This window comes from Neisseria lactamica (assembly GCF_901482445.1).
In the GTDB taxonomy this organism is placed as follows: domain Bacteria; phylum Pseudomonadota; class Gammaproteobacteria; order Burkholderiales; family Neisseriaceae; genus Neisseria; species Neisseria lactamica.
In genome coordinates this window covers 449,877-469,388 of sequence record NZ_LR590477.1, presented here as the reverse complement: position 1 = coordinate 469,388, position 19,512 = coordinate 449,877, and the positions used below count along the sequence as shown (strand labels likewise).

Sequence of the window (19,512 nt, the reverse complement as noted above, 5' to 3'; positions counted from 1 at the left end):
CGCGTACAGCCCTGACCGATTCCGCCAAACCCTCAGGATAATGTCCGCGCATATCCCGTGGCGCACCCTGCGTCAAACCCTCGTCTTCTCTTTCCGCCCGCAACGGCGGCTGCGCTCCTTGGTTTTCTTATCCCTTGGCTTGAAGCGGGAAAATAAGGAGTATTACCTAATGTCCGGATGCCTTCGGTACGGCTGAGTTTGACGATGGGGAAGACAATGAGAAGGAAATGGCAAACCGGCTTGTGAGCCACAGACCTTTGTTTCAAGAAATATAGTGGATTAACAAAAACCGGTACGGCGTTGCCTCGCCTTGGCTCAAAGAGAACGATTCTCTAAGGTGCTGAAGCACCAAGTGAATCGGTTCCGTACTATTTGTACTGTCTGCGGCTTCGTCGCCTTGTCCTGATTTTTGTTAATCCACTATATTAAAATGCCCCGCTGACACACGCCTGCCTCCATACAACTGCCCTGACGCATAAATAGTTCAAAAAACACCGGATACCGATGCAAAGCCCGCCCGAATAAAAAAATGCCGTCTGAAACACTTTCAGACGGCATTAGCTCATCATTTAAACATCAATCCAGCTTTTTAAAATGACGGCGGCGTTCCAATTCGCTCAGGTAGCGTTTACGCAGGCGGATGGATTGCGGCGTAATTTCTACCAGCTCGTCATCGTCGATAAACTCGACCGCGCCTTCCAGCGTCAGTTTGATCGGCGTAGTCAGGCGCACCGCTTCGTCGGTACCGCTAGCGCGGATGTTGGTGAGTTTTTTGCCTTTGAGCGGATTGACCACCAAATCGTTGTCGCGGCTGTGGATGCCGATAATCATACCTTCGTAGATTTTGTCGTTGGGCGATACGAACATACGGCCGCGGTCTTCTAAGTTCCACAAGGCGTAAGCAACCGCCTCGCCCTGCTCTTGGGACACCAGCACGCCGTTGTGGCGGCCGGGCATATCGGGTTTCACGGGTGCATAGTCGTCGAACACGTGGCTCATCAGCCCGACACCGCGCGTCAGGGTCATAAATTCGCCTTGGAAACCGATTAAGCCGCGCGCGGGAATATGGTATTCGAGGCGGGTACGTCCGTTGCCGTCGCTTTCCATATTGGTCAGTTCGCCACGGCGGCGGCCGAGTTCTTCCATTACCGCGCCCTGGTTGTCGTCGGGTACGTCCACGGTCAGGTTTTCATAAGGTTCGCATTTTTGACCGTCGATGTCGCGGTATACGACGCGCGGTTTGCCGACGGCGAGTTCGTAGCCTTCGCGGCGCATATTTTCCAACAAAATGGTCAGGTGCAGCTCGCCGCGCCCGGATACGCGGAACACATCGGCATCGGCGGTATCTTCCACGCGCAGGGCGACGTTGGTCAGCAGTTCTTTTTGCAGGCGGTCGCGGATTTGGCGGCTGGTTACGAATTTGCCTTCCGTGCCCGCCAGCGGGCTGGTGTTGACCATAAAGTCCATCGTCAGCGTCGGTTCGTCTACGCTCAACATCGGCAGGCCTTTGGGGTTATCTTTATCGGTGATGGTTACGCCGATGCCGATGTCTTCGATACCGGAAATAATCACGATGTCGCCGGCTTCGGCTTCTTCAAGCGGCACACGTTCCAAACCTTTGAAACCCAAAAGTTGGTTGATGCGGCCTTGGGCGATTTGCTGATCGTGGTTCATCACGGCAACGGTTTGGCCGGGTTTGATGCGTCCGTTCAGGATGCGGCCGATACCGAGGCGGCCGGTGTAGTTGTCGTAGTCGAGTTGGGAAATTTGCAGTTGCAGCGGCTCGTCCGCGCTGCCGCTCGGTGCAGGCGTGTATTTTAGGATGGTGTCGAACAGCGGGCGCATATCGCTGCTCTCGTCGGTTTCTTCCAGTTTGGCGAAACCGGACAGGCCGGAAGCGTAAACAATCGGGAAATCCAACTGTTCGTCGGTCGCGCCCAAGTTGTCGAAGAGTTCGAAAGTTTGGTCGATGACCCAGCTCGGACGGGCGGACGGTTTGTCGATTTTATTGATGACGACGATCGGTTTCAGTCCCAAAGCCAAGGCTTTTTTAGTTACAAAACGGGTTTGCGGCATCGGACCTTCTTGCGCGTCCACCAGCAGGACGACGCAGTCCACCATCCCCAAAACGCGCTCCACCTCGCCGCCGAAATCGGCGTGTCCCGGCGTGTCGACGATATTGATGTGGTAGCCTTCGTAATCGATGGCGGTGTTTTTGGCGAGGATGGTGATGCCGCGTTCTTTTTCGAGGTCGTTGCTGTCCATCACGCGCTCGTCAACCTGCTGGTTGGCGCGGAATGTGCCGGATTGGCGCAGCAGTTGGTCGACCAATGTGGTTTTGCCGTGGTCGACGTGGGCGATAATGGCGATGTTGCGGATTTGTTTCATAATTAATGTTTTTCAAAAACTGTAAGAGATAACTGCGCATTATACCACGCTTTACCGGACAGTATTTGGGAAATGAAGATGCCGTCTGAAGCCCTTGCCTTTCAGACGGCATCTTCTTACATACTTTCAGTTATCCAGTTGCGCAACCACCTTGCCGCAGGGGCGATTTCGCCCGCCAACAGCCCCGCCGCAATGCCTGCCGATTCTTTTATGACATCCGCCGCCGCACCGTGCAGCCAAACGCCGGCACACGCCGCTTCAAACGGTTTCACGCCTTGTGCAAGCAAACTTCCGATCATACCGCCCAACACATCTCCGCTTCCCGCCGTTGCCAGCCCCGCGTTGCCGCTATGGTTGGCATAGATTTCCGTATCGGGCGCGGCAACCAGTGTTTTGTGTCCCTTTAAAACCACGGTTGCGCCGAAAATTGCCCCTATCTTCCTCACTGCCGCCGTCCGATCCGCCTGAACCTGTGCAACCGTCGTTCCAAGCAGGCGCGCGGCTTCGGCGGGGTGCGGCGTTAAAATCAGGTTTTTACACCCACGCGCCAGATTTCGGGTTTCGGCATCGGTTGATAATATGTTCAGCGCGTCCGCATCCAAAAGGACGGGCTTGTCCGTGTGTTCCGCCAAAATTCCGGCAAGCGTTCCGACCGCCGCCTTATCCGTACCCAAGCCGCAACCTGCCGTCCAAGCGTTTATGCCTTGACGCTTGGTCAAACCGTCTGCCGTGTCCAACATAATTTCGGAAAAACCGGCAATGACGGCGAAAGGCAGCGTTTCCTGATTGAAACCCGCCCACACCTTGCCGCAGCCGAGATACATCGCCGCCGATGCCGCCAATATGGGCGCGCCGCTCATACCCGCAGCCCCGCCGACAACCGCCAGCGTGCCAAAAGTCCCTTTGTGCGAATCTTCCGCACGGGCTTTGAAAATATGGGGAAAACGCAATGCCGTCTGAAGCATCCGGCGGCGGCTCTCGCCTGAAAGATGAAAAACGGGAAACATTACCCCTCCAATCGGTTAAAATAAGGCTCGAAAACAAACCGATTCTACCGCCGGAAACCGATTATGAAAAACAAAACCAAAGTCTGGGACCTCCCCACCCGCCTTTTCCACTGGCTGCTTGCCGCATCCCTGCCCTTTATGTGGTATAGCGCGAAAGCCGGCGGCGATATGCTGCAATGGCACACGCGCGTCGGGCTGCTCGTCCTTTTCCTGCTCGTATTCCGCATCTGCTGGGGCATTTGGGGCAGCGATACCGCACGTTTTTCCCATTTCGTCCAAGGCTGGGCAGGCATACGCGGCTATCTGAAAAACGGCATTCCCGAACACCTCCAACCCGGACACAATCCCTTGGGCGCACTGATGGTCGTCGCGCTTCTGGCCGCCGTCTCATTTCAAGTCGGCACGGGGCTTTTTGCCGCCGATGAAAACACCTTCAGCACCAACGGCTACCTCAACCATTTGGTTTCCGAACATACGGGCAGCCTTATGCGGAAAATCCACCTCAACTTTTTCAAGCTGCTCGCCGTTTTTTCCGCAGTCCACATCGCCGCCGTCGCCGCATACCGCGTGTTCAAAAAGAAAAACCTCGTCCTCCCGATGATAACCGGCTTCAAATACATCGAAGGCAAAACCTCAATCCGCTTTGCAGGCAAAGCCGCGCTTGCCGCCGCATTATCGGTTGCCGCACTTGCCGCAGCCGCCATTTTATTCCTTTCCTGAAATTTGGACATTATGCCGTCTGAAGCCCTTTTCTGCCTTTCAGACGGCATTCCCCTCACCACGCAAACGGTCTGAATGCCCGAAACGGCTTCAGGCCGTTTTTCTTCCGAAACCGTTATAAAACGGAAAACCGCCGTATCCGCAGCCGCCCCCATATAGCTTTCAGCTTCTAACAAATACCTTTTTATTATTTAACCGGGGAAATCCTTTTGTCTAAAATGACTCGCGTTCCGACAAAAATACCGCGACGCACCATATCGGAAACAAGGTGCGGGCAAACAGCAAAGGAGTTCGCCAGTGAATTATTTCCCCATTTTCGCCAACCTCGCCGGCCGCCCCGTATTGGTCGTAGGCGGCGGTTCGGTCGCCGCGCGCAAAATCAGCCTGTTGCTGGATGCCGGCGCGCAAGTCAGGGTTGTTGCAAATCAGTTGAATGCTGAATTAAGTGCGCTGGCGGCAGAAAACAAAATCCTGTGGCTTGCCGAAGAATTTCGTGCCGAACACATCAGCACAGTTTTCCTCATCATTGCGGCAAGCAGCGACCAAGCCCTCAACCGGCGCGTTTTCCAGCTTGCCGAAAGCTGCCAAAAACCGGTCAACGTGGTGGACGATCGCGATTATTGCAGTTTTATTTTTCCTTCGATTATCAATCGCAATCCGATTCAAATTGCCGTTTCCAGTTCGGGCAGCGCGCCCGTCCTCGCTCGTTTGCTGCGTGAAAAACTGGAAGCCCTGCTGCCTCATTCTTTGGGCGATATGGCGGAAATCTCCGGAAGATGGCGCGATGCGGTCAAAGCCAAACTGAAATCCGTTACCGAACGCCGCCGTTTTTGGGAAAAGCAGTTCAACGGCCGTTTTGCCGCCCTCGTTAAAAATCAACAAACCGCCCAAGCCGAACAGGAGTTGGCAAAGCAGTTGGAACAAAATTATCAAGGCGGTTTTGTGTCTTTGGTCGGTGCGGGCCCCGGCGATGCGGGGTTGCTGACGCTCAAAGGGCTGCAGGAAATCCAACAGGCAGACGTGGTGCTTTACGACGCGCTGGTTTCAGACGGCATACTGTCCCTCGTCCGCCGCGATGCGGAACGGATTTTTGTCGGCAAGCGCGCGCAAGGCGGCTGCATTGCACAAGAAGAAACCAATGCGCTTTTGATCAAACTGGCCCGCGAGGGCAAACGCGTGGTGCGTTTGAAAGGCGGAGATTCTTTTGTGTTCGGACGCGGCGGCGAAGAATTGGAAGTGCTGGCTCGCCACCACATTCCGTTTTCGGTTGTGCCCGGCATTACCGCCGCCATCGGTGCGACGGCTTACGCCGGCATCCCGCTCACGCACCGCGATTATGCCCAAAGTGCGGTTTTCGTTACCGGCCACCGCAAGGCGGATGCGCCCGATATCGAATGGCAGACGCTTGCCCGCAGCCGCCAAACCTTGGTGATTTATATGGGCACGCTCAAAGCCGCGCTGATTGCCGAACGGCTGCAACAATACGGCCGCCCGCCCGACACGCCTGCCGCCGTCATCAGCCACGGCACGCAATCAACGCAATCAACGGCAATCGGCACGCTCGCCAACCTCGCCCGCCTCGCCGAAAACGCGCCGAAGCCGGCTTTAATTGTTGTGGGCGAAGTGGTGGAACTGCACGAAAAACTGGCTTGGTTCGGCGAAAACGCCAAAAAAGCAAGCAATCCGGCCGAACACGCGTATTTTGCATTGGACGGACTGGGCACCGGACAAGAACAACAAGCCGCATAAAGCAAGGCGGATAAAATGAAAATTTTCAAACCTGCTTTATGGAAAATTCCGCCGATTGAAAATGGCAGTGAAACGGCTTTGGCGGAAAAAACGGAAACCCTCAAACAACGCCTGCACCGGATTGCCAGCAGCCACCGGGATGCACGGTTTGCCAGCAGCCTTGCTGCGGAAGATATGGTAATTACCGACCTTATCGCCGGAGAAAACCTCAATATCGGTATTTTTACTTTGGATACGGGGCTGCTGCACGCGGAAACTTTAAATCTGTTGGATAGGATTGAACGTGTTTATCCGCATATGCAAATCAAGCGTTTCCAACCGATATGGGAAGATGCCCTGCATTATGTAGAAAGCAAAGGCAGGTTTGCCTTTTACGACAGCGTAGAAGCGCGCCGCGAATGCTGCCGCATCCGAAAAACCGAACCGCTCGACCGCGCCATTGCCGGGGCGGATGCTTGGCTTACCGGGCAACGCCGCGAACAGTCCGCCACACGCACGGAACTGCCGTTTGCCGAATATGATGCCGGACGGGGCATCGATAAATACAACCCGATTTTCGACTGGTCGGAACACGACGTGTGGGCATACATCCTTGCCAACAATGTGCCTTACAACGATTTGTACCGGCAAGGCTTTCCCAGTATAGGCTGCGACCCCTGCACCCGTCCCGTCAAGGCCGGCGAAGACATCCGCGCCGGGCGGTGGTGGTGGGAAGATAAAAACAGCAAAGAATGCGGGCTGCACAAATAATTCATAAGGATCAAACAGAGGAAATAAGGAATATCGTATGACGAAAACCGAACCGAACAACGCCCAACTCAACTGGTTGGAATCCGAATCCATCCACATTATCCGCGAAGTGGCGGCAGAATGCGAAAACCCCGCCCTGCTCTTTTCCGGCGGCAAAGATTCCGTGGTTCTACTCGCCCTCGCCTGCAAAGCCTTCCGGCTGGGCAGCCGGCCGGTAAAACTGCCCTTCCCGCTGGTGCATATCGACACAGGACACAATTATCCCGAAGTGATTGCCTTCCGCGACGCGCAGGCGGCAAAACTCAATGCCCGCCTGATAGTGGGGCGCGTGGAAGACTCCATCGCCAAAGGCACAGTAGTTTTACGCAAAGAAACCGATTCGCGCAATGCGGCGCAGGCGGTTACGCTGTTGGAAACCATCGAGGCAAACGGCTTTGACGCACTGATGGGCGGCGCGCGGCGCGACGAAGAAAAAGCCCGCGCCAAAGAACGGATTTTCTCGTTCCGCGACGAGTTCGGACAATGGGATCCGAAGGCGCAACGCCCCGAGCTGTGGTCGCTGTACAACACCAAGCTGCACAAAGGCGAAAATATGCGCGTCTTCCCGATTTCCAACTGGACGGAACTCGACATCTGGCAATACATCGCCCGCGAAAACCTCGAGCTGCCGCCGATTTATTACAGCCACAGGCGCGAAGTGGTCAGACGCAGGGGGCTGCTGGTCCCCGTAACGCTGCTCACCCCGAAAATGCCGTCTGAAACCTCCGAAATCCTTGATGTCCGCTTCCGCACCGTCGGCGACATCAGCTGCACCTGCCCGGTAGAAAGCACCGCGTCCACGCCGACGGAGATTATCAGAGAAACAGCGGTTGCCGACATTTCCGAACGCAGCGCGACCCGGCTGGACGATCAGGCAAGCGAGGCGGCAATGGAAAAACGCAAAAAAGAAGGCTATTTCTAAATTTCAAGAACCCTTTAAGCAGATATGAGGAAGAAAATATGACGGCACAACACCAGACCCCGCTCCGCTTCATTACCGCCGGCAGCGTCGATGACGGCAAAAGCACCCTAATCGGACGACTGCTCTACGACAGCAAAGCCCTGCTGTCCGACCAAATCAAAACCTTGGAATCCGGCAAAAGCAAAGGTTTGAAAGAAGCCATAGACTTCTCCATCCTGACCGACGGACTGGAAGCCGAACGCGAACAGGGCATTACGATCGATGTGGCATACCGCTATTTTTCCACGGCGAAACGGAAATTCATCATCGCCGACACGCCGGGGCACGAACAATACACGCGCAATATGGTTACGGGCGCAAGCACCGCTTCGGCGGCAGTCGTACTGGTTGACGCATCCCAACTGGATTTCGGCGCGCAGCCCTTGCAGCTTCTGCCGCAGACCAAACGCCATTCCGCCATCCTCCGCCAACTCAACTGCCCGCATATTGTGGTGGCGGTCAACAAAATGGATCTGCTGGATTACAGCGAAGACAAATTCAACGCCATTGTGGAGGCATACCGCCGACTTGCCGAACAGCTCGGTTTGAAAGACGTGCATTTCGTACCGGTGTCCGCACTCTTGGGCGACAACATCGTTTACCCCGGCGGCAATATGCCTTGGTATAAAGGCGAACCCTTATTGTCCATTTTGGAAAACCTGCCGGGGGAGGACGAAGTCAGCCGCACCGCCGACGATTTTTATTTCCCCGTGCAACTGGTCGTCCGCCAAGATGCCGACAAGGCCGATGATTTCCGAGGCTATCAGGGGCGCATCGAACGCGGTTCGGTCGCCGTCGGGCAAACCGTCCGCATCGAACCGAACGGGCTGACCGCCGAAGTGTCCGAAATCATCACGCCGAAAGGGGAAGTGGCGCAGGCTTTTGCCGGCGAGGCGGCAACCCTCCGGCTGGACCGCGACATCGATGTTTCGCGCGGCGACCTTTTTGTCGATAAAAATTCCCCGCTCGCCCCGCAAAAACATCTGGAAGCCACGCTTTGCTGGTTTGACGAACGTCCGCTCAACACCGCGCGCAAATACCTGCTCAAGCACGGCACGCAAACCGTGCCGGCAAAAGTCGGGGAAATTGAAAGCGTTTTGGATGTCCGCACGCTGGAACAAGAGGCCGGCGCGGAATCCTTGAAGATGAACGACATCGCCAAAGTCCGCATCAACCTTCAAAAACCCGTTACGGCAACGCCTTATGCGGAAAACACCGCCGCCGGTTCGTTTATCCTGATAGACGAAGCGACATACGGCACTGTTGCGGCAGGTATGATTTTATGAGTGAACACGATATGCAGAACACAAATCCGCCATTACCGCCTCTGCCGCCCGAAATCACGCAGCTCCTGTCGGGGCTGGACGCGGCACAATGGGCGTGGCTGTCCGGCTACGCTTGGGCAAAAGCAGGAAACGGGGCATCCGCAGGGCTGCCCGCGCTTCAGACGGCATTGCCGGCGGCAGAACCCTTTTCCGTTACCGTCCTTTCCGCCTCGCAAACCGGCAATGCGAAATCCGTTGCCGACAAAGCGGCGGACAGCCTGAAAGCCGCCGGCATACAAGTCAGGCGCGCCGAACTGAAAGACTACAAGGCGAAAAACATCGCAGACGAACGCCGCCTGCTGCTGGTTACGTCCACCCAGGGCGAAGGCGAACCGCCGGAAGAAGCCGTCGTGCTGCACAAACTGCTGAACGGCAAAAAAGCCCCGAAATTGGACAAACTCCAATTTGCCGTACTGGGCTTGGGCGACAGCTCCTATCCGAATTTCTGTCAGGCAGGTAAAGATTTCGACCGGCGTTTTGAAGAATTGGGCGCAAAACGGCTGCTCGAACGCGTTGATGCGGATTTGGACTTTACCGCCTCCGCAAACGCCTGGACAGATAATATCGCCGCACTCTTAAAAGAAGAAGCCGCAAAAAACCGGGCAACGCCCGCGCCGCAGGCAACGCCCCCCGCCGGCCTTCAGACGGCATCGGAGGGCAGGTACTGCAAGGCAGCCCCCTTTCCCGCCGCCCTGCTGGTCAATCAGAAAATCACCGCCCGCCAATCCGATAAAGACGTGCGCCACATCGAACTTGATTTGAGCGGTTCGGATTTAAGCTATCAGGCAGGCGACGCGCTCGGCGTTTGGTTTGACAACGATCCGGCACTGGTCGGGGAAATCTTAGACCTGCTCGGCATCGATCCGGCAACGGAAATACAGGCAGGCGGAAAGATGATGCCGGTTGCGCGCGCACTTTCATCTCATTTCGAACTCACGCAAAACACCCCGGCTTTCGTCAAAGGCTATGCCGCGTTCGCCGATGATGACGAACTCGACCGTATTGCTGCCGACAACGCCGTTTTGCAAGGCTTTGTGCAAAGCACGCCGATTGCCGATGTGCTGCACCGCTTCCCGGCAAGCCTGACGGCAGAACAATTCATCCGTTTACTGCGTCCGCTTGCGCCCCGTTTGTATTCGATTTCTTCAGCACAGGCGGAAGTGGGCGATGAAGTGCATTTAACTGTCGGCGTGGTTCGTTTTGAACACGAAGGCCGCGCCAGAACGGGCGGCGCATCCGGTTTTCTTGCCGATTGCGTCGAAGAAGACGGCACGGTGCGTGTATTTGTGGAGCGCAACGACGGCTTCAGACTGCCCGAAGACAAAAGCAAACCCATTGTAATGATAGGCTCCGGTACGGGCATTGCACCGTTTCGCGCTTTTTTGCAACAACGCGCCACAGAAAATGCAACAGGCAAAAACTGGCTGTTTTTCGGCAATCCGCATTTTGCCCGTGATTTTCTCTATCAAACCGAATGGCAGCAGTTTGCCAAAGAGGGTTTCCTGCATAAATACGATTTCGCCTGGTCCCGCGATCAGGAAGAAAAAATCTATGTGCAGCACAAAATCCGCGAACAGGCGGCAGAGCTTTGGCAATGGTTGCAGGAGGGCGCATATGTTTATGTGTGCGGCGATGCGGCAAAAATGGCAAAAGATGTCGAAGCCGCCTTATTGGATGTGATTATTCAAGCAGGACATTTAAACCGGGACGACGCAGAAGAATATTTAAATACGCTGCGTGAAGAAAAACGCTATCAGCGTGATGTTTATTGATTAAATGAAATCGGAAGGAACACAAAATGACCGTACAGACCAAGACAAAAGGTTTGGCGTGGCAAGAAAAACCGCTATCCAACAACGAACGCCTGAAAACCGAAAGCAATTTTTTACGCGGCACGATTTTGGACGATTTGAAAGACCCGCTCACGGGCGGCTTCAAAGGCGACAACTTCCAACTCATCCGCTTCCACGGTATGTATGAGCAGGACGACCGCGACATCCGCGCCGAACGCGCCGAGGCAAAACTCGAGCCCTTGAAATTTATGCTTTTGCGCTGCCGGCTGCCGGGCGGGATCATCAAACCGTCCCAATGGATAGAACTGGACAAATTTGCCCGCGAAAACAGTTATTACCGATCCATCCGGCTGACCAACCGGCAAACCTTCCAATTTCACGGCGTGCCGAAAACCAAGTTGCAGACAATGCACCGCCTCTTGCACAAACTGGGTTTGGATTCCATCGCCACGGCGGCGGATATGAACCGCAACGTGCTTTGCACCTCCAATCCCATCGAGTCGGCACTCCACCAACAGGCTTACGAATACGCAAAAAAAATTTCCGAACACCTATTGCCGCGCACGCGCGGTTATCTGGATGTTTGGGTGGACGGCAAAAAAGTTCAAAGTTCCGACGACTTCCTTCAAGAAGACGAGCCGATTTTAGGCAAAACCTATCTGCCGCGCAAATTCAAAACCGCAGTCGTCATTCCGCCCTTAAATGATGTGGACTGCTACGGCAACGATTTGGATTTCGTCGCCGTTTCAGACGGTAACGGACAGCTTGCCGGCTTCAATGTTTTGGCAGGCGGCGGGCTTTCGATGGAACACGGCAACACCAAAACCTATCCGAACATTTCACTGGAACTGGGTTTCGTGCCTCCGGAACACGCGCTGAAGGCCGCCGAAGCGGTGGTAACCACGCAGCGCGACTTCGGCAACCGCAGCGACCGCAAAAACGCCCGCACCCGCTACACCATTCAAAATATGGGCTTGGACAACTTCCGCGCGGAAGTCGAACGCCGTATGGGTATGCCGTTCGAACCCATACGCCCGTTCAAATTTACCGGGCGCGGCGACCGCATCGGCTGGGTGAAAGGCATAGACGGCAACTGGCATTTGACCCTTTTCATCGAAAGCGGGCGTTTGGTTGACGAAGGCGGGAAACAGCTTCTGACCGGCGTGTTGGAAATCGCCAAAATCCACAAAGGCGATTTCCGCATCACCGCCAACCAAAACCTCATCGTGGCAAATGTGCCCGAAGGAGAAAAAGCCCGGATCGAACAGCTCGCCCGCTCATACGGGCTGATACGCGACGGTATCAGCAAGCTGCGCGAAAATGCGATGTCGTGCGTTTCCTTCCCGACCTGCCCGCTGGCAATGGCGGAAGCCGAACGCGTGCTGCCGGACTTCATCGGCGAGCTGGATAAAATTATGGCGAAACACGGCACGTCGGACGACTACATCGTTACCCGCATTACCGGCTGCCCGAACGGCTGCGGACGGGCGATGTTGGCGGAAATCGGACTGGTCGGCAAAGCCGTCGGACGCTACAACCTCCACATCGGCGGCGACCGCGAAGGCGTACGCATCCCCCGCCTCTACAAAGAAAATATTACCCTGCCGGAAATCCTTTCCGAATTAGACGACCTGATCGGCAAATGGGCGGCGGGACGCGATACCGACGAAGGTTTCGGCGATTTCGCCATACGGACGGGCATCGTCAAACCCGTATTAAATGCACCTGTTGATTTTTGGGACGCATCCAAAGCCGTCGCGATTGCCCGCGCCTGAACCCGTCCCCGCATTCCTGCGGGGATTTTCTTTTTTGCCGCACGCCGTTTCAATCCCGCAAAATTCCGATACTTGGTATAAAATATCTTTTTTTTCATTTCAAAACACAACAAAAATGCCGTCTGAACGCCTTTTGCCGTTCAGACGGCATAGCAGACAAGGAAACACACTATGCCGGACTACCGCTCCAAAACCTCCACCCACGGCCGCAATATGGCGGGCGCGCGCGCATTGTGGCGCGCCACCGGCGTGATGGAAACCGACTTCGGCAAGCCCATCATCGCCGTTGCCAACTCGTTCACCCAATTCGTGCCCGGCCATGTCCACCTGCACAATATGGGCCAGCTGGTTGCCCGCGAGATTGAAAAAGCCGGTGCAATCGCCAAAGAATTCAACACCATCGCCATCGACGACGGCATCGCTATGGGACACAGCGGTATGCTCTACTCCCTGCCCAGCCGCGATCTGATTGCCGACTCCATCGAATATATGGTCAACGCCCACTGCGCCGACGCGCTGGTGTGCATTTCCAACTGCGACAAAATCACCCCGGGTATGCTGATTGCCGCCATGCGTCTGAATATCCCGACCATCTTCGTTTCCGGCGGCCCGATGGAAGCGGGCAAAGTTATCGGCGTGGCAAACATCCAACCCGAACGCCGTTTGGACTTGATTGACGCGATGATTGAATCGGCGGACGACAATATCAGCAACCGGCAAGTCGAGGAAGTCGAACAAAACGCCTGCCCGACCTGCGGTTCGTGTTCGGGTATGTTTACGGCAAATTCGATGAACTGCCTGACCGAAGCGCTCGGTCTGTCCCTGCCCGGCAACGGTTCGTATTTGGCGACCCACGCCGGCCGCAAAGAATTGTTCCTCGAAGCTGGACGTATGATTGTCGAAATCACCAAACGCTATTACGAGCAAGACGACGAAACCGTACTGCCGCGCAGCATTGCCACCAAAAAAGCATTTGAAAACGCTATGACGATGGACATTGCGATGGGCGGCTCTACCAACACCATCCTGCATTTACTCGCCGTTGCCAACGAAGCGGGTGTGGATTTCAAAATGGCCGACATCGACCGCTTAAGCCGCGTCGTGCCCTGCATCTGCAAAACCGCGCCCAACAACCACGACTACTATATGGAAGACGTGCACCGCGCGGGCGGCATCTTCGCCATCCTGAAAGAATTGGACAAAGCGGGCAAGCTGCACACCGACGTGCACACCATCCACGCGCCGACCCTGAAAGACGCGATTGAACAATGGGACGTAACCAATCCCGAAAACACCCGCGCCATCGAACGCTTCAAAGCCGCACCCGGCGGCGTACGCACCACCCAAGCGTTCTCGCAAAACCGCATGTGGAAAACCCTCGACCTCGATCGCGAAAAAGGCTGTATCCGCGATGTCGAACACGCCTACTCGCAAGACGGCGGTTTGGCGGTCTTGTTCGGCAATATCGCCGAGCGCGGCTGCGTGGTAAAAACCGCAGGCGTGGACGAGAGCATCCTCAAATTTACCGGCCGCGCCCGCGTGTTTGAAAGCCAAGAAGCCGCCGTCGAAGGCATTTTGGGCAACCAAATCGTGGCTGGCGATATCGTCATCATCCGCTACGAAGGCCCGAAAGGCGGCCCCGGTATGCAAGAAATGCTGTACCCGACTTCCTACCTGAAATCCAAAGGCTTGGGCAAAGCCTGCGCCCTCTTAACCGACGGACGCTTCTCCGGCGGCACATCAGGCCTCTCCATCGGCCACGCCTCGCCTGAAGCGGCGGAAGGCGGCGCAATCGGTTTGGTACACGAAGGCGACACCATCGAAATCGACATTCCCAACCGCAGCATCCGCCTTGTCATTTCCGATGAAGAGCTTGCCGCACGCCGTACCGAAATGGAAGCACGCGGCAGCAAAGCGTGGAAACCGGAAAACCGCGATCGCTACGTCTCCGCCGCATTAAGGGCTTACGGCGCGATGGCGACTTCCGCCGACAAAGGCGCGGTGCGCGACGTATCGCAAATCGAGAGATAAGCCCCAAAACGTGCGGCAAATGCCGTCTGAACAGTAAAGGTCTGATTATGGACAAATTTATCTGGGCGATGGCGGTATTTTCCGCAATTTTGGCCCTCGTTATCGGCAGCGGTTTTACCGCGCTCGAATATGTGAAAGAGCCGCTGCCGGCCGCCCCTTATGCCGTTTCCGCACCGCAAACCGCCGGGGTCAAGCCCTCGGCGCATCCTGCCGGAACGGAATCCCCCGTGCTGCCGATTGACAGTTCAAACCACGCGCCCGTTTCAAACACCGGCGATGCGGACGGACAGGATACGCCTGATGGAAAGGCAGCCGATACTGTTTCCATCATCGGGGTCGGCGACATTATGCTCGGCAGCAATTATCCGGTCGATTACCTGCCCGATACCAATATCCTGAAAAACATCGAATCCGTCTTGCAAGATGCGGACATTACCGTCGGCAACCTCGAAGGCACGCTGTTTGACGAAGGCGGTACGCCGAAAAAATGTGCAAACCCCCAAATATGCTATGCATTCCAAACGCCCTCCGCATACGGGCAATACCTTGCCGATGCGGGATTCGACTACCTCAGCCTCGCCAACAACCATAGCAACGACTTTGGTGCACAAGGCATCACGGCAACGGCAGGCAACCTTGACGAATTGAACATCAAATATTCGGGCATCGAAAACAGGTTTGAAACCGCCATCCTGAAGAAAAACGGCGTGAGATACGGCTTCGTCTCCTTCGCCCCCAACCTTGCCGCCGTCAAACTGAACGATTACGCCAAAGTTAGAAAACTGATTCGGAAAACCAAACAGAAAGCCGACATCGTTATTGTGATGTTCCACGGCGGCGCGGAAGGGAAACAGGCGGAACACCTGCCGTTCGATACCGAAATGTTCTATGGGGAAAACAGGGGCAACGTCGTCGAGTTTGCGCGGCTTGCCGTCGATTCCGGCGCGGATGTCGTATTCGGGCAGGGGCCGCACGTTACACGCGCCGTCGAACTTTACCGCGACCGCTTCATCTCTTACAGCAGCGGCAACTTTGCCACCTACGGCGCAATCAACACCTCCGGCATCAGCGGCATCGCCCCCATTTTCAAAATCATCACCGACAAACAGGGGCGGTTCGTTTCCGGCAACATTATCCCCATCACTCAAGCTGGCGACAAAATTCCCAAAATCGACCCTGAAAAAACCGTTATTGAGCGGATTATTTATCTGAACCACAGCGACTTCCCCAACGGGAACGGACTAGATGTCTCGCCCGACGGCAGCATCACGCGCCGGTAAAGAGATATTGGAAATGCCGTCCGAACAAATGCCGTCTGAAAGCCTTTTTTCGGGTTTCAGACGGCATTCAAGTTTCAGACGGCATTTTTGCAATCATCAATAATCGACTTTAATCCCCGAGGCTTTTTCCGCTCCGCCCGTGCCGCTACAAGAATGAAACAGCAATTTTAGCAATACAGATATACGGTAAAAACCTCAACCAATGGTCTGTTCGACAGAAAAACCATATAAATGCCAATACGAAGCATACAGCCCATACGCCCCAAGATGTTTCCGACAGCAGCATATGGATAGTTTTACCGTCGGTAATCAGCAGCAGGAGCGTAAACGGCAACGACATCAATAAAGTCCCCCATCGGTTTTTGACAAAGGGGAGGCGTTCGTCAAGAAACATCAGAAAGTCGATAATTTTTTCCGGCATAACCTGTCAAATTCCCATAAGCTCCATCTCTAAAGCCGACCGCCAATCCAATGCGGCGGCAGCGATACAAACACGATAGTGCCTGTCTTTTACTATCGTTTCAATCCATTTTTCGATCTTCCGGCTCGAACTGCAAGGGATACAGGTCGGGCTTTTCCAAATGCCGTCTGAAGCTCGTCAGGATTCTTTGGAAATGCTGTGAACAAATACCGTCCGAACCTTTCCGGGTTTCAGACGGCATCCGCGTTTCAGACGGCATTTTTGCAATCGTCAATAATCCACTTTAATCCCTGAGGCTTTTTCCGCCCCGTCCGCGCCGCCTTCCGGCTCGAACTGCAAGGGATACAGGTTGAGCTTTTCCATCAGGATTCTGTCGCCGTCTTCGTCCGGATTGCCCGTGGTCAGCAGCTTGTCGCCGTAAAAAATCGAGTTCGCGCCCGCCATAAAGCACATCGCCTGCATCGCTTCCGACATATTGCTGCGCCCTGCCGAGAGGCGGACATAACTTTGCGGCATCGTAATCCGCGCCACGGCGATGGTGCGGACAAATTCCGTCCAGTCCAAATCTTCGGCATCGGCAAGCGGCGTGCCTTCCACTTTAACCAACTGATTAATCGGCACGCTTTCGGGCTGCGGGTCGAGATTGGCGAGGCTGGCAATCAGCCCGGCACGTTCGGCGCGGGTTTCGTTCATCCCGACGATGCCGCCGCAGCAGACTTTCAAACCGGCGTTGCGGACTTTGCCCAAGGTGTCCATACGGTCTTCGTGTTGGCGGGTGTGGATGATGTCGTTGTAGCGGTCGGGGTCGGTATCGAGGTTGTGGTTGTAATAATCCAATCCTGCTTCTTTAAAGTCTTCCGCCATACCTTCTTCGAGCATACCGAACGTGCCGCAGGTTTCCATACCCAAACCCTTGACGGCTTTGATGATTGCGGAAACCGTCTCCACGTCTTTGGGTTTGGGGCCGCGCCACGCCGCACCCATACAGAACCGGCTTGCGCCGCGCGATTGGGCGATTTTGGCTTTTTCGACGATTTCATCCACATCCATCATCTGCTCTTTGCCCAGATTGGTGTTGTGGTGCGCCGATTGCGGACAGTAGGCGCAATCTTCGGGACAGCCGCCGGTTTTGATCGACAACAGCGTGGAAAGCTGGATTTCGCGCGGGTTGAAATTTTGGCGGTGGACTTCTGCCGCCTGATAGACAAGTTCTAAAAACGGCAGTCCGAAAAGTGCCTCGACATCGCATTTTTTCCAATAGCGTGCGGTGGGATGCGGCTTGCGCTCGGTCTTACGGCGCAAGGCGACGGGGGATATGGTCATAATGTGTTCTTTCGTATTTACAGCGGCGCAATGACGCTGACGTGCAGACCGCCGGCGCAATGACGGCGGTTGCGGGTAATCAAATGGCTGAAAACAGCGGCGGCAAGTGTAACGCGTTTGAAAATACGGGGCAAACGGTTTTTCCGCCTTTGTGCCGCGCAGGTGGAAAATGCCGTCTGAAGGGCTTTCAGACGGCATCGCCCAGACTATTTTAAAGCGTCCAGCAGCTTTCCGTGTATTCCGCCGAAACCGCCGTTGCTCATCACCAAAATATGGTCCCCGGTTCGGGCGTTTTTCACGATTTCGGCAACAAAGGCATCGAAATCCTTGCCGACGTGCAGCCTGCCGCCCAAAGGCACGAGGGCTTCGGCAACGTCCCAATCCACGCCGCCGGCGTAGCAGAACACTTGGTCGGCTTCTTTAAGGCTTGCGGGCAGGGCGGCTTTCATCGTACCCAGCTTCATCGTGTTGGAACGCGGTTCGAGGACGGCGAGGATGCGCGCGCCGCCGACGCGTTGGCGCAAACCTTGAATCGTGGTTTCGATGGCGGTCGGGTGGTGGGCGAAGTCGTCGTAAACGGTGATGCCGTTTGCCGTGCCTTTGATTTCCATCCGGCGTTTGACGTTTTTAAACGCGCCCAAGGCTTCGCAGGCCGTCCGAATATCAACGCCGGCGTGACGAGCGGCGGCGATGACGGCAAGTGCGTTCATACGGTTGTGCCTGCCCATCAAATCCCATTTGACGCGTCCGGCGGTTTTGCCGTCAAGCAACACGTCGAACGAGCCGTCGGCATTGGCTTCGCCGGCCTGCCAGCCGTGTTCCGTGCCGAATTTCTCCACCGGCGTCCAGCAGCCTTTGTCTAAAGTATCTTGCAGGCTTTGCTGCCGTCCGTTGCAGACGATGAGGCCTTCAGACGGCACGGTGCGCACGAGGTGGTGAAACTGGGTCTGTATCGCGCCCAAATCGGCGAAGATGTCAGCGTGGTCGAATTCCAGATTGTTCAACACGGCAGTACGCGGACGGTAATGTACGAATTTGGAGCGCTTGTCGAAAAAAGCGGTGTCGTATTCGTCGGCTTCGATGACGAAAAACGGCGATTGGCTGTTCGGGTCTTGGCGCGGCGTTTGCGGCAGGCGGGCGGAAACGCCGAAATTTTCCGGGATGCCGCCGATGAGGAAGCCCGGCGCGAGTCCGGCATATTCCAAGACCCATGCGAGCATAGACGCGGTGGTGGTTTTGCCGTGCGTCCCCGCCACGCCGAGCACCCAGTGCCGGTGCAACACGTTTTCAGCCAGCCATTGCGGGCCGGAAATATAAGGCAGCCCTTTGTTCAAAATCGCCTCGACCACATCCATCCCGCGCCTGGCGACATTGCCGATGACGTAAACGTCGGCTTGAAATTCCTCCAACTGCGCCGCATCGAAGCCTTCGTGTACGCCTATGCCCAAGGCTTCGAGCTGGGTGCTCATCGGCGGATACATCTTCGCGTCGCAACCGCTGACTTCAAACCCCGCTTCTTTGGCAATGGCGGCCACTCCGCCCATAAACGTGCCGCCGATACCGATAATATGGATGTGTTTCATCAAAGTTCCCCAATCGTTCAAATTTTGCCGTCCGACAGCGCAAGGGCTGATTCGGCTTCAATCAGTGCGGCTTGATGCCGGCAGCCGAACCGTCTTTCTGTGCATTTCCTTTCGGATTTTGGGCGGCTTCGTCCCTCACCGAATCCAAATGATCGTCAGTCCCTGCGTCTTCCGCCCTGTCTTTCACGGCAGGCCTGACCGAACTGTACACACGATCCCGCCCCAAACCCGCGTTGGTACAATGTTTTCCCGGAGTTTGGCTGTAACTGACCTTACCGTTTTGACGGCATTCATACACTGCCGCAGATGCCGTCTGAACCGCCACAGCCAGCATCAGCCCCGCAATAATTTTAGATGTTTTCATATC

At 55.5% G+C, this 19,512-nt stretch carries 16 protein-coding genes; 9 read left to right on the top strand and 7 right to left on the bottom strand.

The window, feature by feature from the left end; all coding sequences use genetic code 11:
- Window positions 1-576: 576 nt before the first annotated feature.
- Together typA and FGL10_RS02625 are read right to left on the bottom strand one after the other, a co-directional pair.
- Window positions 577-2,388 carry a translational GTPase TypA gene (typA, locus tag FGL10_RS02630; RefSeq protein ID WP_003707496.1) on the bottom strand — a complete coding sequence of 604 codons (1,812 nt, stop codon included), beginning with the start codon at window positions 2,386-2,388 and terminating at the stop codon, window positions 577-579.
- Window positions 2,389-2,504: 116 nt separating this feature from the next.
- On the bottom strand, window positions 2,505-3,395 hold the full coding sequence (locus FGL10_RS02625; protein WP_036469228.1) for an NAD(P)H-hydrate dehydratase: 891 nt from the start codon (window positions 3,393-3,395) through the stop codon (window positions 2,505-2,507).
- A gap of 63 nt (window positions 3,396-3,458) precedes the next feature.
- Between FGL10_RS02625 and FGL10_RS02620 the strand changes: the two genes are divergently transcribed.
- The 9 genes from FGL10_RS02620 to FGL10_RS02580 all read left to right on the top strand — a co-directional run bounded on the left by FGL10_RS02620 (window position 3,459) and on the right by FGL10_RS02580 (window position 15,818).
- The gene (locus FGL10_RS02620) at window positions 3,459-4,115 is read left to right on the top strand and encodes a cytochrome b/b6 domain-containing protein (RefSeq protein ID WP_003707501.1); all 657 of its coding nucleotides are present in this window, start codon (window positions 3,459-3,461) and stop codon (window positions 4,113-4,115) included.
- A 297-nt stretch (window positions 4,116-4,412) separates the two neighbouring features.
- A complete protein-coding gene (gene cysG, locus FGL10_RS02615; protein WP_003707503.1) occupies window positions 4,413-5,864 on the top strand; it encodes a siroheme synthase CysG in 1,452 nt (483 codons plus the stop codon).
- Window positions 5,865-5,879: 15 nt separating this feature from the next.
- Window positions 5,880-6,614, top strand: coding sequence for a phosphoadenylyl-sulfate reductase (locus tag FGL10_RS02610; protein WP_003707505.1), 735 nt, complete (start codon window positions 5,880-5,882; stop codon window positions 6,612-6,614).
- Between the two features lie 37 nt (window positions 6,615-6,651).
- A complete protein-coding gene (gene cysD, locus FGL10_RS02605) occupies window positions 6,652-7,575 on the top strand; it encodes a sulfate adenylyltransferase subunit CysD (protein ID WP_003707507.1) in 924 nt (307 codons plus the stop codon).
- Between the two features lie 38 nt (window positions 7,576-7,613).
- Complete coding sequence (locus tag FGL10_RS02600; protein WP_003707509.1) at window positions 7,614-8,900, top strand: sulfate adenylyltransferase subunit 1; 1,287 nt, start codon at window positions 7,614-7,616, stop codon at window positions 8,898-8,900.
- The gene (locus tag FGL10_RS02595) at window positions 8,897-10,711 is read left to right on the top strand and encodes an assimilatory sulfite reductase (NADPH) flavoprotein subunit (protein WP_003707511.1); all 1,815 of its coding nucleotides are present in this window, start codon (window positions 8,897-8,899) and stop codon (window positions 10,709-10,711) included. The genes FGL10_RS02600 and FGL10_RS02595 overlap by 4 nt, the downstream gene beginning before the upstream one ends.
- A gap of 26 nt (window positions 10,712-10,737) precedes the next feature.
- Window positions 10,738-12,507, top strand: coding sequence for an assimilatory sulfite reductase (NADPH) hemoprotein subunit (gene cysI / locus FGL10_RS02590; protein ID WP_036475036.1), 1,770 nt, complete (start codon window positions 10,738-10,740; stop codon window positions 12,505-12,507).
- 171 nt (window positions 12,508-12,678) lie between these two features.
- Window positions 12,679-14,538: a dihydroxy-acid dehydratase gene (gene ilvD / locus FGL10_RS02585; RefSeq protein WP_036469231.1), complete on the top strand. Its 1,860-nt coding sequence runs from the start codon at window positions 12,679-12,681 to the stop codon at window positions 14,536-14,538.
- Window positions 14,539-14,585: 47 nt separating this feature from the next.
- Window positions 14,586-15,818 (top strand): CapA family protein, encoded by a 1,233-nt coding sequence (locus FGL10_RS02580; protein WP_003707518.1) that lies wholly within the window; start codon window positions 14,586-14,588, stop codon window positions 15,816-15,818.
- Window positions 15,819-15,963: 145 nt separating this feature from the next.
- On the opposite strand, the gene FGL10_RS02575 is transcribed toward FGL10_RS02580, so the two are convergent.
- The 5 genes from FGL10_RS02575 to FGL10_RS02555 form a co-directional block, all read right to left on the bottom strand.
- Window positions 15,964-16,239, bottom strand: coding sequence for a hypothetical protein (locus FGL10_RS02575; RefSeq protein WP_003707520.1), 276 nt, complete (start codon window positions 16,237-16,239; stop codon window positions 15,964-15,966).
- Between the two features lie 100 nt (window positions 16,240-16,339).
- Entirely contained in the window at window positions 16,340-16,498 is a 159-nt protein-coding gene (locus FGL10_RS11960; RefSeq protein ID WP_155270583.1) for a hypothetical protein, read from the bottom strand.
- Between the two features lie 11 nt (window positions 16,499-16,509).
- The gene (gene bioB / locus FGL10_RS02570; protein WP_003707523.1) at window positions 16,510-17,562 is read right to left on the bottom strand and encodes a biotin synthase BioB; all 1,053 of its coding nucleotides are present in this window, start codon (window positions 17,560-17,562) and stop codon (window positions 16,510-16,512) included.
- Window positions 17,563-17,768: 206 nt separating this feature from the next.
- A complete protein-coding gene (mpl, locus tag FGL10_RS02560; RefSeq protein ID WP_003707527.1) occupies window positions 17,769-19,145 on the bottom strand; it encodes a UDP-N-acetylmuramate:L-alanyl-gamma-D-glutamyl-meso-diaminopimelate ligase in 1,377 nt (458 codons plus the stop codon).
- A 61-nt stretch (window positions 19,146-19,206) separates the two neighbouring features.
- Window positions 19,207-19,509 carry a DUF4124 domain-containing protein gene (locus FGL10_RS02555; protein ID WP_003707528.1) on the bottom strand — a complete coding sequence of 101 codons (303 nt, stop codon included), beginning with the start codon at window positions 19,507-19,509 and terminating at the stop codon, window positions 19,207-19,209.
- Window positions 19,510-19,512 lie beyond the last annotated feature (3 nt).